The sequence below is a fragment of the Pseudomonas zhanjiangensis genome, from assembly GCF_041027545.1.
Lineage (GTDB): Bacteria > Pseudomonadota > Gammaproteobacteria > Pseudomonadales > Pseudomonadaceae > Aquipseudomonas > Aquipseudomonas zhanjiangensis.
The window spans coordinates 41,521-55,868 of sequence record NZ_JBFTEG010000005.1 but is presented as its reverse complement, the minus strand read 5'-3'; the positions used below and the strand labels follow the sequence as shown (position 1 = coordinate 55,868).

Genomic DNA, 14,348 nt, shown 5'->3' with positions numbered 1-14,348 from the left:
ATTCCGCCCTGCATTTGCCCCGCGCTATAGCTGCTGCGGCGGGTCTAGACTAGAATTCATCATCGTTCCCCCCTCAAGGTAGTCCCACGATGTCCTTCGCCGAGCAACTGTCCCACCTGCAAGCCTTCCTCGACGCCGATGAGCTGCACGATGAGGCCTTGGACTATGTCGCCGCCCATGGCTACCTGACCGCGCTGTCGATCTGCCCGGACCGGGTACCCGAGCGCGAATGGATCGATGCGCTGTTCGCCGAGCCGCCGCACTATCGCAGCGACGCCGAACGCGAGGAGATCGAAGCCACCCTGGTGCAGCTACAGGCGCATATTGCCCGACAACTGGCCAGCGATGACGACCCCGAACTGCCCTGCGCCCTGGACCTGGGCGACGACCCCGACGACTCCGACCTGCGCGGCTGGTGCATCGGCTTCATGGAAGGGGTGTTCCTGCGCGAGGCGGCCTGGTTCGACGACGCCGAAGACGAGGTCAGCGAACTGCTGCTGCCAATCATGGTCGGCTCCGGCCTGTTTGAGGAGCAAGCCGAATTTGCCGAGATCGCCAACGACCGCGACCTGGTCGACAGCATGGTCGAGCAGATCCCCGAACTGCTGACGGCGCTGTTCCTGCTGTTCAACGCCCCGGAAGAGAAGCCTGCGCTGCTCAAGCCCCGCCACCACTGAGCCCGCGCCAGGCCCATGGCGTATGAAGTAGAGATAAAGCGCAACCCGGCCATCCGCTTTGCGCTCCTGGCAATCGGCTGGCTGAGCGTCGCACTCGGCGTGATCGGTATCTTCCTCCCGGTGCTGCCGACCACTCCCTTCCTGTTGCTGGCCGCCGCCTGCTTCGTGCGCAGCTCGCGGCGCTTCTACCTGTGGCTGGTGCTGCATCCGCGCCTCGGCCCCTGGATCCGCGACTACCTCGAGGGCCAGGGCCTGCCGCGCAAGGCCAAGGTCTATGCGCTCGGCCTGATGTGGAGCAGCATCGCCCTGTCCTGCTACCTGGTCCCGCTGCCGTGGGCCCGGGCCTTCATGCTGACCAGTGCGGTGCTGGTGAGCCTCTATATCCTCAAGCAGAAGACCCGTCGCTGAGCGGACGCCGCCCCCGCACAGAGCGCCTAGACTCTCTCCATCCCGGCAGGAGATGCGAAAGATGCGGCCATGGCAGCGGCTTGCAGGATGGCAAGTGGTCCGCCACTGGTCGCGTCTCACCATCAGCGGATCGCTCGCCGCCCTGCTCGCGCTGGGCAGCGCCTGGGCCGACTGGGACTTCACCCTGATCATCGGCCGGGCCGAGCAGCGCTACGGTCCGCTCGGCAGTGCCAGAGACCGCCTCCTGGCCTGGCAAGCCCTGACCGCCGGCAGTAGGCAGCTGCCGGAAATGGAACGCCTGGCGCAGGTCAACCACTTCTTCAACCGCCAGTTGCGCTTCACCGACGACAACGCCCTCTGGCACCAGGTCGACTATTGGGCCACTCCCGTCGAATCGCTGGTACGAGGGGCCGGCGACTGCGAGGACTACGCGATCGCCAAGTACTTCAGTCTGCGCCAGCTTGGCGTTCCCAGCGCCAAACTGCGCATCACCTATGTCAAGGCGCTCAGGCTCAACCAGGCCCATATGGTGCTGACCTACTACGCCAGCCCAGGCGCCGAGCCCCTGGTGCTGGACAACCTGATCGATGACATCCGTCCGGCCTCGCAGCGCCGCGACCTGCTTCCGGTCTACGCCTTCAATGCCGAGGGGCTGTACCTGCCAGGAGCCAGGCAGTCCAAGGGCGATAGCAAGAAGCTGTCGCGCTGGCAGGATCTACTGAAAAAGATGCGCGCCGAGGGCTTCGCCATCGGCGACGGCTAGGCTCTGTTGAACGGGGTTGCAGGAGAACGTCCATGTCCCTACTCAAACAGCTGTTTCTCGCCATCTGCCTGTTTCTGGTGGTGGCCTTCACCGGCAGCTTCATCGCCGGCGTGGAAAGCTCGCGCAGCCAGTTGATCGAGCAGTTGCGCTCCCACGCCCAGGACGCGGCCACCGCACTCGGCCTGTCGATGACCCCACACGTCGACGACCCGACGATGATCGAACTGATGGTCAGTTCGATCTTCGACAGCGGCTACTTCAGCCGTATCCGCGTGCTCAGCATCCCGGACAATCAAGTGATCGTCGAACGCCAGGCCGAGGTCGACGGCGGCCAGGTACCGAGCTGGTTCGCCAAGCTGGTCGACCTCCAGGCCCAGGGCGGCGATGCCCTGGTCATGCGCGGCTGGGAGCAGGCGGCGCGGGTCGAGGTGGTCAGCCACCCGCAATTCGCCATCGCCAAGCTGTGGGACAGCGCCGTCGCCAGCCTGCTCTGGCTGCTGCTGTGCGGCCTGGTCAGCGCGGTACTCGGCGGCTGGCTGCTGCGTACCCAGTTGCGCCCACTGGACAGCATGGTGCAACAGGCCCAGGCGATTTCCCGCCGCGAGTTCCTCAGCCTGCCGCGCATACCCCGAACGCCCGAATTGCGGCGGGTGGTGCTGGCGCTGAACCAGATGGTCGAGAAGCTCAGGCAGCTGTTCGCCGAAGAAGCCGCGCGCAGCGAGAAACTGCGCGAACAGGCCTATCAGGACAGCCTCACCGGCCTGGCCAATCGCCGTCTGTTCGAGCTGACCCTGGCCAGCCAGCTCAACGAGGTCGAACAGAACGCCGCCGGCTATCTGCTGCTGCTGAGGGTCAATGACCTGGCCGGCCTGAACCAGCGCTTAGGCGGCCAACGCGCCGACAGCCTGATCGGCGCGATCGGCGGCCTGCTCCAGCGCCTGCAGGCGCAACACAGCGGCCACGACTGGCTGGCGGCGCGCACCCGCGGCGGCGAATTCAGCCTGCTGGCACCAGGCCTGACCGGCGAGGATGCCGACCTGCTCGCCCTGACCCTGCAAGAAGGCCTGGACAATCTGCGCCAGACCGGTGCCAGCGACTGCATGCCGGTCGCGCACCTGGGGATCGCCGCCTACAAGCCCGGCGAGACCATCCCGGCCGTGCTGGCCCGTGCCGACCAGGCCCTGGCCCAGGCCCAGAGCAATCCAAGCCAGCCCTGGCAACGTCTCGACGACTACCATCCGCGCCCCAGCCAGAGCCTGCACGACTGGCGCGGCTGGATCGATCAGGCGCTGCAGCTGGACAGGTTACAGCTGTACTTCCAGCCGGTGGCGCGCTGCGCCGACCTGAGCCAGGTGCTGCACGAAAAAGTTCTGGCGCGGCTGCACGACCCGCAAGGACAAGCCATTGTGGCCGGTCACTTCCTGCCCTGGATCGAACGCCTGGGCTGGGCCGCGCGCTTCGACCGGAGCATGCTCGAACACAGCCTGGCCGCCCTTGCCGCCCGCCCGCGGCCGCTGGCCCTGAGCCTGTCGGCGGCAACCCTGCATGAACCTGAAAGCCTGGCGCAACTGCTCGTTATTCTCGCCCAGCATCCCCAACAGGCGACGCTGCTGACCCTGGAGATCGACGAGCGCTACCTGCCGCCGCCTGCCGAGCTGGAAGTGCTGTGCCGGGAGGTACGCGCGCGCGGCTGCCAACTCGGCCTGCAGCACTTCGGTGGACGCTTCAGCCTGATCGGCAACCTCGCCCACCTGGGCCTGGCCTACCTGAAGATAGACGGCAGCTACATTCGCGCGATCGACCACGAAAGCGACAAGCGCCTGTTCATCGAGGCGATCCAGCGAGCGGCCAACAGCATCGACCTGCCGGTGATCGCCGAGATGGTGGAGACGCAAGGCGAGCTCGACGCGCTCAACGAACTGGGCCTGCATGGCGCCATGGGCCGCCTGGTCGGCCCGCCGGCCCCGGGGCAGTAAGCCGACGTCACCTTCGCTCGCCGCCGGGCAAAAAAAACCGCGGCCCAGGGGCCGCGGCTTTTAATGGCGCAGGGGCCGTTCAGGCCTTGTTGCGCAGCTTCTCCGGGTTGATCAGGAAACGCGCCAGGGCCGGCAGCAGCCAGATAGCGCCGATCATGTTCCAGAGGAACATGAAGGTCAGCATCAGGCCCATGTCGGCCTGAAACTTGATCGCCGAGAAGATCCAGGTGGCCACGCCGATCGCCAGGCAGACACCGGTGAACAGCACCGCCTTGCCGGTCGACTTGAGGGTCTCGTAGTAGGCTTCCTGCAACGACAGCCCCTGGCGCAGGTAGGTTTCCAGCCGGCTGTAGATATAGATGCCGTAGTCGACGCCGATGCCCACGCCCAGGGCGATCACCGGCAGGGTCGCCACCTTCACCCCGATGCCCATGTAGGCCATCAGCGCGTTGCCCAGCACCGAGGTCAACACCAGCGGCAGGATCACGCACAGGGTGGCGGCGATGGAGCGGAAGGTCAGCAGGCACATGATGCTCACCGCCGCATACACAGCCACCAGCATGGTGTTTTCCGACTCGGCGATCACCTCGTTGGTCGCCGCCTCGATGCCGGCATTACCGGCGGCGAGGAGGAACTGCAAGCCATCGCGATTGTTTTCCTTGGCGAAGTCTTCGGCGACCTTGACGGCGCGCTCCAGGGTCTCGGCCTTGTGGTCGTTAAGGAACACCAGTACCGGCGCCAGGGAACAGTCGCTGTTGTACAGGCCATCGGCACGGGCGATGGAGTTGTTCAGCACGTCCTGGTTACGCGACAGGGTTTCCCACTTGAGGTTGCCCTCGTTCATGCCCTTGATCACCTGACGCGACACCGTGACCATGGAGATGGCCGACTGCACCCCCGGGGTGTTCTCCATGGTCCACATCAGTTCGTCCATGGCCGCCAGCGCCGGGTAGGACGAGCAACGCTCGGTGGCGGTCTTGACCATCACCACCAGCACATCCGAGCTGGTCGAATAGTTGCGGATGACGAAGTCGTTATCCAGGTTGTAGCGCGAGTCCGGGTGCAGTTCCGGGGCGCCAGCGTCGAGGTCGCCGATCTTCAGATTCTGGCCATACCAGATGCCGCCGCCCAGCGCGCCCAGGGCAACCACCACGGAAATCGGTGCGACCATCGGATGGGCGAAGTTGGAAATCAGGCGCCACAGCGGGTGGTCCTTGGCCGCCTCTTCACGGCTGCGCTTGACCGCCTTCTTGCTGATGCCGATGTAGGAAATCATCACCGGCAGCAGGATCAGGTTGGTCAGGATGATCACCGCCACACCCATGGACGCGCCTATGGCCAGCTCGCGGATCACGCCGATATCGATCAGCAGCAGGGTCACGAAGCCGACGGCATCGGAGAGCAGCGCCACCAAGCCTGGAATGAACAGCTGACGGAACGCCATGCGCGCGGCGGACAGCGCATCGGTCGCCTCGCCCGAGGCCATGGCGATGCCGTTGATCTTCTGCACCCCATGGGAAATACCGATGGCGAACACCAGGAACGGCACCAGCATCGAGTAAGGGTCCAGGCCAAAGCCCAGGGTATGCAGCAAGCCAAGCTGCCAGACCACCGCCACCAGGGTGGTCAACACCACCGCCATGGCGCTCTTGAAGCAGCGGGTAAACCACAGCAGCAGGACAAAGGTGATGCCGATGGCCACCGCGAAGAACAGCGCCACACCGATCAGGCCATCGATCAGATCGCCGACCTTCTTGGCGAAACCGATGATGTGCACCTTCACATTGGGATTCTGTGCCTGGTACTTCTCGCGAATCTTCTCTTCCAGCTCATGGGAGAACTGCTGGTAGTTCAGCGGCACCAGCTTGCTCTGGTCGTCCGGGTCCGGATAGGACTCCAGCAGCGGCACGTCGACGATGCTCGACTTGAAATTGTTCGCCACCAGACGACCGACCTGGCCCGACTTGAGGATGTTGCTGCGCAGCGCCTCCAGGCTCTCGGACGAACCGTCGTAGGTCTGCGGGATCACCTCGCCACCGGCGAAGCCCTCTTCGGTCACCTCGGTCCAGCGTACGCTCGGGCTCCACAGCGACTTCAGGCCGGAGCGATCGACGCCGGGAATATAGAACACCTCGTCATGGATCTGCCGCAGCGTATCCATGTACTCCTTGCTGAAGATGTCCCCTTCCACCGCTTCCACCGAGATACGCACGGTGTTGCCCAGGTTCGCCAGGTCATTGCGGTGCTCGAGCATCTTCTGGATGTAGGGGTGCCCCAGCGGAATCATCTTTTCGAAGCTGGTTTGCGGGCGCACCTGAGCGGCCTGGTAGAACAGGAAAATGCTGATCAACAGGCACAGCAGGATAACTGCCGGACGGTTGTTGAAGATCAACCGTTCGAGGAAAGACGCAGGTTGTTGTTGATGCTTACTCATGCAAACTCTCCCGGCTTATTATTGTTGGCCCAGATCGGCGCCAGTCGGCGAGGCGGTATGCACGCCGCCCTGCCCCACCAGAATCAGATTGCCGTTATCCAGTGCAGTGATGCCCGCCAACGAGATCCGGTCGGCGCGATTGAACAGGCTGAAGCTGCGGCCACCGTCGCTGCTCTTCAGCACGCTGCCGCCATGCCCGACCACCACGATCGAGCCATCGGCCAACAGGTTGCCGTCGGCCAGGCCGAACTCCAGCGGGCCGTTGCTGGGCGTATTCAGTTCGATTCGCTGCCAGCTGTCGCCGAAATCGCTCGAACGGAAAAGATGACCACGCAGGCCGTAGGCAAGCAGGTTGCCCGCTTCGTCGGTACCCAGGGCGCCGAACAGTGAGCCTTCATAGGGGCCCTGCACCGCCTCCCAGGTTTGTCCCCAGTCGGCGGAACGGAACATGGCCCCCAGTTCGCCGACGATGAACAGCCCGGCATCCTTGACCGCGACTATGGCGTTGAGGTGATAACCATCTTCGTTGTCCAGGCGGTCGCTGACGTCTTCCCAGTTCGCCCCACCATCGGTGGTTTCCAGCAGCGCGCCGTAGGCGCCCACGGCATAACCGTTATCGCGGTCCTTGAACCAGACATCGAGCAGCGGCGCTTCACGCTCGCGCTCCTCGAACTGCTTGGTCCAGGTGGCGCCGCCATCGCTGCTGGCGAGAATCAGAGCATCATGGCCGACCGCCCAGCCATGCTGGTCGTCGACGAAGAACACCGCGGTCAGCATCTGCCGGGTCGGCACCTTGGCCTGGGCCCAACTGGCGGCGTTGTCATCGGAGTAGAGGATGTGGCCACGGTCGCCCACGGCCACCAGGCGCTTGCCCAGGCTCACGACATCCAGCAGCAGACTGTGCTGAGCCTTGGACGATTCGATCGAGTAACGAGCGGCAGCCTCATCGGCCGCCTGCACCTGCAGCGGTGCGCCAGCAAGAAACAGAATGGACAGCACACTGCACAGCGAGAGCGCTCTAGCCAGCGGCGAGTAATCGCGAAACGCCAGCGCACGCATGGCTCCTGCAGCATGACCGGACTGGGTGCGCCGCATGACGGGCTCACTCATATACCTTCCCCCTTGTTCTTATAGGTGGCACTGCCTGATAGCAGGCCGCTTATGCTACTGAGCTTTGGAAAGACCTGACAATCGCCGCGACGTTATGTTTTGTTAAGGCAAACCCGCGTGATTGACGCTCTATTCGACCGACCAATGCAAAAGGCCGCTACTACTGTAGCGGCCTTTGCCCAGCACTACACGAAGATCAGCGCGTGCCGCGGCGACGCAGGGCCGCCGGCTTGAAGTAGCCGTCGTCCGGAATCGGCTGACTGAAGTCGATGGTGCTCTCCTCTTCGTTGTCCAGGTTCTGCACGTGGTAGCGGCGCGCCTGCAGATCGTGGAAGGTGTCCAGCGCAGACCAGGTGGTCGGCAGGTCGTAGTAGTTCTTCAGGTAGGCGAGCGATACACGCCACAGCTCGCCACGGCCGTCGTACTGATCGACCACCGCCGCCTGCCAGCTGTCCTCGTCGAGGAACAGGGTGCGCTTGGAGTAGATGTGCCGCGCACCGGACTTCAGCGTACCCTCGACCACCCACACACGGTGCAGCTCATTGCGGGTTAACGCCGGATTCAGGTGACCGACCTGCAGCAGGTCCTTGTACTTGACCTCGGGGCTGGTGACCTTGTAGTTGTTGTAGGGAATGTAGATTTCCTTCTTGCCCACCAACTTCCAGTCGTAACGATCCGGTGCACCGTTGAACATGTCGGTGTCATCGGCGGTACGCAGGCCATCGGCCGCCGCAATCGGCGTGTCGTAGGCCAGGTTCGGCGCACGCCGCACGCGGCGCTGACCGGCGTTATAGCCCCAGGCCTGGCGCGGCTCCTTGACCTGATCCAGGGTCTCGTGCACCAGCACCGCACCGCCAGCCAGGCGTGCCGGGCTCTTGGTGAAGGACAGGTAGTAGAACATGATGTTGTTCATGTCGGCGAACGAGCCTTTCGGTTCGTAGTACTTGAACATGGCCTCCTGCTGCGAGGTCACCAGCGAGTAGTCGCCGTTGCGCTGCACGGCCACTTCCGAGGCGCGACGCACGATATAGCTGCCGCGGTAGCGCGCGACGTGGTTCCACAGGGCCTCGACACCATTCTGCGGAATCGGGAACGGGATGGCGCCATAGGCATCGGCAAAACCGTTGCCGCCATCGAGCAGCTTGGCGGAGGTGGCGTTCTTGATCGTGTTGTCATACACCCACTGCGGCGCCGAGCCGGAACGCCGGGTCTGATAGACCGGCATCTGGTAGCTGTTCGGGTAGGTGTTGAACATCGCCACCTGCCCCGGGGTCAGGTTGTCCTTGTACTGCTCCAGGTTGGCCTTGGTGATGGTGAACAGCGGCTTGTCAGCGGCAAAGGGATCGACATGGTGCTGGCCGGGCGTCTTGTAGCCGGCCGGCACCTGGGTGATCCCGCCGGTCCACTCGGGGATGGTGCCCGCGGCGTTACCGGCCTTTTCGGCACCGAAGGGGGTCAGGCTGGTGCCCAGCTTGGCCGCCTCGAGCGGCGAGACAGCGGCCAGCGCGCCGCCGGCAGAAAGTGCCAGCGCAATGGCCGCACCGATCAGCGTGTGCTTCTTGAGCATCTTGATTCTCCGTGTTCAATCATCGACCGTGGCACCCCGCAGGGCACCCGGCATTTCGCTAATAGGAACTTAGAACGAGTACTTGACGTTGACCCCGATGTTGTCGCGGTCGCGGGTGCTATTGTTCTGCCCGGCGCCATAGAACTCGGTGTACTGCAGTTCGGCTTCCAGGCTGTTCAGGTAGTTGGCCTTGAGGCCAACCGTATAGGCCTTGCGCCCCTCGATGAAGTTGCCGGTCTGGTGCGAGTTGCCCTCGAAGTCGTGCTTGAACACGGCGAACGGCGAGAGGTTGACCCCCGCATAGACATCGTTCCAGGTACCGTTAAGCAACAGGGTATAGCCGTAGGCATTCTTGTTGATCTGGTCGTCGCGATCGAAGCCAGACCAGTAGGAGCCATTTGGACGGCCGGCATAGGAGCGCTCCTGGGTCAGCGTCCTAGTCACCGGATCCATGCCGACATACTTGAGATCGCTGCCGCGAATATGCTCGGACGCCAGTTCGGCCACGCCGAACAGCGAGTCGAAACCAAGAGTCGGACCGAAGTTATAGATGCTGCCCAAGGAGGCATTGAAGGCTTCGACGCGCTCAGAATTATGGATCTGATCGGTGATAACAACATCTTGCCCAGCGATGGTGGCTCCCCCACCACTAGCCAGTGATGCGGCCTGGGACAACAGGTCGCCCAACATGTCGTTGGTAGCGGCGATGCCGATCGGCAGGTTCGGCCGGTAGGACAGCTCACCGAATACCGAGGCTTCGCCAACGGTGGTATTGAAGCTCATGCCGTACATGCGAATGTCTTCGGCATACTCACGGCGACCGTTGACCTGATTGGCCACATCGACCGCAGCAATGCCACCGACCGCACCGTTTACGGTACTGGTCAGCGAGTTTTGGTAACCCTGAAGAATAACCTGTTCAAGCGCGGCACTACCCAGGGTCGAGCCGTTGCCGGCGGTGGCGATGATGTTATCCAACATTGCCGAACTGAACGCTGGATTCACATTCTGCTGAACATTGGAAACAACGCCAGCCTTGACCAGCGGGTCCAACTGAGCACCAGCTGCACCGGCGATTGCGGCCAGGTCGAGCCCCGCATAGGAGCTATTCAGGTCCGCATAGATGGTCGGCTCTTTGCTGTGGTAGTTGACGAAGTAGAAGCCGAATTCGGTGGAGTTCAGCTCTTCGGCGATATAGCGGAAGGCTACGCCAAACTGACCGTCGTTCTTGGCGTTCAGGTCCGACTGGATACTGGCCACCTTGATGGTGCCATTGCTGTCGAAGTAACTGTTGCCCTGCAAACCACCCACGCCAAACCCGCTCAGCCCCTGATAAAGCGGTCGCACGGACGCCAACGCAGTCTGCTCGCTATAAGCCGTATTGCCGCCATCGGCGAACAGGTCGGTCTCGGAGAAATAGGTACCCACCGGGTCGATGGCGGTTTCCTTCCAGTTGAACTGATAGAAGGTCTCCATCGACAGGTTGTCGGTCAGGCCGATGCTGAAGTTCAGCGCCTCGACCGGCACCAGTACTTCCTTCAGTTCCGAGCCTGGCAGGCGGAACTTGGCCGCATCCACCGGGTTGGTGGTATTGATGCCACCGCGGTAGAAGATGCCCTCACCCCAGTTGAAGACCTGCTTGCCCAGGCGCGCGGTCACCGGCATCTCGGCCAGGTCCCAGTTGCCATAGATATAGGCGTCGAGGATCTGTGCATCGCGGCCGGCCTTGTGGCGGGTCTCGTGGGTGAAGTGGTCGTCGTTCGGGAAGCTCTGGCTCGGCTGCACCGGATCGTTGGCACTGTAGTAGTCGTTACGCTTGTCCATGATCTGGGTGTCATAGAAGGCGGTACCACGGATGAAGGCACCATAGTTCTGGTAACTCACCCCCAGATCAGTGGTGATCTTGAAGACCTCGGAGACCAAGCCGGTATCGAAATTGCGATTGCCGTCGTTGGTGTTGATGTCGTTGTTGCTCTTGTCCTGGCCCTGCACGCGCCACAGCTGGCCGTAGGACAGGGTGGTATCGATGGAGCCACTGACCTCGTTGTCGGCGAAGCTGAATTCGACGGCCTGGACCTGGGCGGCCACCAACAGCGGCAAGACGCCCGCCAAGGCGAATCCGGCCATGGCCGGCGCAAAGCGCAATACGGGTTTACGGGACTTAATTTCCATCGAGACTTCACTCCGTGGACAGATCGTTCTTCTTTATTTGTTGCGCCGCGGACTTCCGCGGTGCGATGAGGCCGTACTGGCGACGACCTTGATGGAACCGGAAGCAACTCCAGCACCGGCGATGGCTCCCCGTCAGGCGCGCACCATTTCGGGGCCTAATCGTCGACGGATATTGCAACCATGGTGCCAATTCAAACGACCGTATAAAAAAGTTCCGCCAGCGAAAAACGGGACCACCGGGATTCTTTATGACTGATCATTCACTGAACAAATCCACTCATTTCAAGCTTGCACCGCTCCGATCCTGTCGGACGATCCGACAAGCCATTCGAACCTGGCTGCGCCGAGCGAACCGCGCGACCCACGAATAGCGGGCACAGTCAAGCCAGGCGCCAATCTCTCAAACGAGATTGCGCATTAGAAAATGTACTTGGACTCCCCCAGGTAACAAAAAAAGTGTTACCGAACAGGCGCCGGTAACACTTTTGCGGAGCAGCTCGGCCTAAACCAGGCTCTTGCTGACCACTTCGAACACGTCGCTGGACAGCTCGCCGGAGGCCAGAATCCGTTCGAGTTCGCCTTTCATCAGCGCCTGGCGTGCCGCGTCGTACTTGCCCCAACGGGTCAGCGGCGCCAGCAGGCGCGCGGCGATCTGCGGATTGAGGGCATTGAGGGTGATGATCTGATCGGCGAGAAAGCGGTAACCGCTGCCGTCAGTGGCGTGGAAATTGACCGGATTCTGCCCGCTGAACGCACCGATCAGGGCGCGCACCTTGTTCGGGTTCTTCAGGGTGAAGGCAGGATGCCCCATCAACTGTTGAACCCGCCGCAGCCCACCGGGCAGGCTGCAGGCGGCCTGGACGCTGAACCACTGATCCATCACCAGCGGATTGTCCTTGAAGAAGTCGGCGAAGGTTGCCAGGGCCTTGGCCTTCTCCTCCTCGAAGGGTGAATTGACCAGCACAGCCAGGGCGGCGAGGCGCTCGGTCATGTTGTCGCACACCTCGAACTGCTCCAGGCAGGCGGCCAGCACCTCCGGCCTGGTGCTCAGCATCAGGTACGACAGGGCGATGTTCTGCAGGCTGCGCCGGGCGAAGTGTGCGGCCTCGGCGACATAGGCGCTGCTGCGGGAGACCTCGCGGTTGGCCTGGTAGCGCTGCCACAGGGGCTCGAACAGCGCCTCGGCCAGTTGTCCGCGAGCGAACTCGCGGGCAGCATGAATGGCGTCGACATCGGCGACCTCACTGATTTCGGTGAGGTAGGCCTCGCCCGGCAACGAGAGCATCTCGGCAACCATGGCCTGATCCAGGGTCGCATTGTCCAGCAGACTGCCCAGGGCCTTGACCAGGCGCTGATCGAGCACCATGGTCTCGCCGCGCCGGTGCTGGCCGATCAATTCCTGCAGCACCTGCACTGACAGCTGCTGGCCGGCTTCCCAGCGGTTGAAGCCGTCGCTGTCGTGCTGCATCAGGTACATCAGCTGGTCGCGGCTGTAGGGGAAGCTCAACTTGACCGGTGCGCTGAAGCCGCGCAGCAGGGACGGCAGCGGCTGCTCGGCGACATCGACGAAGGTGAAGCTCTGCTCCGCCTCGGTAATCGAAAGCACGCGACTGGTACCGACAGCGGCTGCCTCGTCTGCCAGGCGCAGGGGCATCTCACGGCCTTGGCCGTCGAGAAGGCCCATGGCCACCGGGATCACGAAGGGCTGCTTGTCCTGCTGTCCTGGCGTCGCCGGGCAGCTCTGCCGGAAGCTCAGGCTGTAGGTCTTGGCCTGCGCGTCGTAGGCTTCGCCGACTGCCAGGCGGGGTGTGCCGCCCTGGCTGTACCAGCGCTTGAACTGGCTCAGGTCGATGCCGTTGGCATCCTCCATCGCCTTGATGAAGTCGTCGCAGGTCACGGCCTGGCCGTCGTGGCGGGCAAAATACAGATCGGTGCCCTGGCGAAAGCCCTCGGCGCCGACCAGGGTGTGGATCATCCGCACCACTTCCGAGCCCTTCTCGTAGACCGTCAGGGTGTAGAAGTTGGAGATCTCGATGAAGGCGTCCGGGCGCACCGGATGGGCCATGGGCCCGGCATCCTCGGCGAACTGGTGGGTGCGCAGGTAGGCCACGTCCTCGATACGCTTGACCGTGCGCGAGTTCATGTCGGCACTGAACTCGGCATCGCGGAACACCGTGAAGCCTTCCTTGAGCGACAGCTGGAACCAGTCGCGACAGGTCACCCGGTTGCCCGACCAGTTGTGGAAGTACTCATGGGCGACCACCGCCTCGACCCGCTGGTGGGCGGCGTCGGTGGCGGTCTCGGCACGGGCCAGCACGCAGCTGGAGTTGAAGATGTTGAGGCCCTTGTTCTCCATGGCGCCCATGTTGAAGTCGTTGACCGCGACGATCATGAAGATGTCCAGGTCGTACTCGCGGCCGTAGACCTCCTCGTCCCAGCGCATCGACTTCTTCAGGCTGTCCATGGCGTGCTGGCACTTGTCGATGTTCTCAGGCTCGACATAGATGCGCAGCGCCACCTCGCGCTGGGTCATGGTGGTGAAACTGTCTTCCACACACCAGAGGTCGCCGGCGACCAAGGCGAACAGGTAGGCCGGCTTCTTGAACGGATCCTCCCAGGTCACCCAGTGCCGCCCCCCCTCATCCGGGCCGCTGGCGATCGGGTTGCCGTTGGACAGCAATACCGGGTAGCGGTGCTGTTCGGCGCTGAGCGTGGTGGTGAACTTGCTCATCACGTCCGGACGATCGAGGTAGTAGGTGATCTTGCGGAAGCCCTCGGCCTCGCACTGGGTACAGAACATGCTGCCGGACTTGTACAGGCCCTCGAGCGCGGTATTGCTCTCCGGATGTATGCGCACGCTGCTGTCGATCACGAAGCTGGCGGCTTCGGGCTGCAGGCTCAAGTGGCTGTCGTCCAGCTGGTAGTCGCCTGGCGTCAGCTCCCGGCCATCCACGGACAGCGAGAGCAACTCGAGCTGCTGGCCGTCGAGCACCAGTGGCGGTAATCCTGCACCCGGATCGGCGGCCGCGCGCTCGGGGTTGCGGCGCATCACCAGTTGCGCATGGACCAGGCTGTGATCCTCGAACAACTCGAAGGTCAGGTGCGTCTCGTCGATCAGGTAGTCCGGCGCCTGGTAGTCCTTGAGGTAGATCATCTTCGGTTGTTCGGTACGCATGGCTTGTGGCCCTTCCTGTTCTGGGCCTGGGTTGGGCCCGCTGTGCTATTTGGGTCTGGACTGCTC

General features: G+C 63.0%; 9 protein-coding genes. 4 read left to right on the top strand and 5 right to left on the bottom strand.

Annotated features, from left to right (window positions below; all coding sequences use genetic code 11):
- The first annotated feature begins 89 nt into the window (after positions 1-89).
- Genes AB5S05_RS08530 through lapD form a run of 4 tightly spaced genes read left to right on the top strand, consistent with a single transcriptional unit; the run spans position 90 to position 3,824 of the window.
- Entirely contained in the window at positions 90-677 is a 588-nt protein-coding gene (locus tag AB5S05_RS08530; protein ID WP_369287074.1) for a YecA/YgfB family protein, read from the top strand.
- A 15-nt stretch (positions 678-692) separates the two neighbouring features.
- Positions 693-1,085, top strand: a complete 393-nt coding sequence (locus AB5S05_RS08525) for a YbaN family protein (RefSeq protein WP_369287073.1) — start codon at positions 693-695, stop codon at positions 1,083-1,085.
- A 52-nt stretch (positions 1,086-1,137) separates the two neighbouring features.
- Complete coding sequence (gene lapG, locus AB5S05_RS08520; RefSeq protein WP_369287072.1) at positions 1,138-1,848, top strand: cysteine protease LapG; 711 nt, start codon at positions 1,138-1,140, stop codon at positions 1,846-1,848.
- 32 nt (positions 1,849-1,880) lie between these two features.
- Positions 1,881-3,824, top strand: a complete 1,944-nt coding sequence (lapD, locus tag AB5S05_RS08515) for a cyclic di-GMP receptor LapD (RefSeq protein WP_369287071.1) — start codon at positions 1,881-1,883, stop codon at positions 3,822-3,824.
- 79 nt (positions 3,825-3,903) lie between these two features.
- Here lapD and AB5S05_RS08510 read toward each other — a convergent pair whose 3' ends face one another.
- The 5 genes from AB5S05_RS08510 to pepN all read right to left on the bottom strand — a co-directional run bounded on the left by AB5S05_RS08510 (position 3,904) and on the right by pepN (position 14,282).
- Positions 3,904-6,258 (bottom strand): efflux RND transporter permease subunit, encoded by a 2,355-nt coding sequence (locus AB5S05_RS08510; protein ID WP_369287070.1) that lies wholly within the window; start codon positions 6,256-6,258, stop codon positions 3,904-3,906.
- Between the two features lie 18 nt (positions 6,259-6,276).
- On the bottom strand, positions 6,277-7,368 hold the full coding sequence (locus tag AB5S05_RS08505) for a WD40/YVTN/BNR-like repeat-containing protein (protein WP_438943558.1): 1,092 nt from the start codon (positions 7,366-7,368) through the stop codon (positions 6,277-6,279).
- A gap of 196 nt (positions 7,369-7,564) precedes the next feature.
- Positions 7,565-8,935 (bottom strand): DUF1329 domain-containing protein, encoded by a 1,371-nt coding sequence (locus tag AB5S05_RS08500; protein ID WP_369287069.1) that lies wholly within the window; start codon positions 8,933-8,935, stop codon positions 7,565-7,567.
- Between the two features lie 69 nt (positions 8,936-9,004).
- A complete protein-coding gene (locus tag AB5S05_RS08495; protein ID WP_369287068.1) occupies positions 9,005-11,107 on the bottom strand; it encodes a DUF1302 domain-containing protein in 2,103 nt (700 codons plus the stop codon).
- A gap of 502 nt (positions 11,108-11,609) precedes the next feature.
- Positions 11,610-14,282, bottom strand: coding sequence for an aminopeptidase N (gene pepN / locus AB5S05_RS08490; protein WP_369287067.1), 2,673 nt, complete (start codon positions 14,280-14,282; stop codon positions 11,610-11,612).
- Between the last annotated feature and the right edge of the window lie 66 nt (positions 14,283-14,348).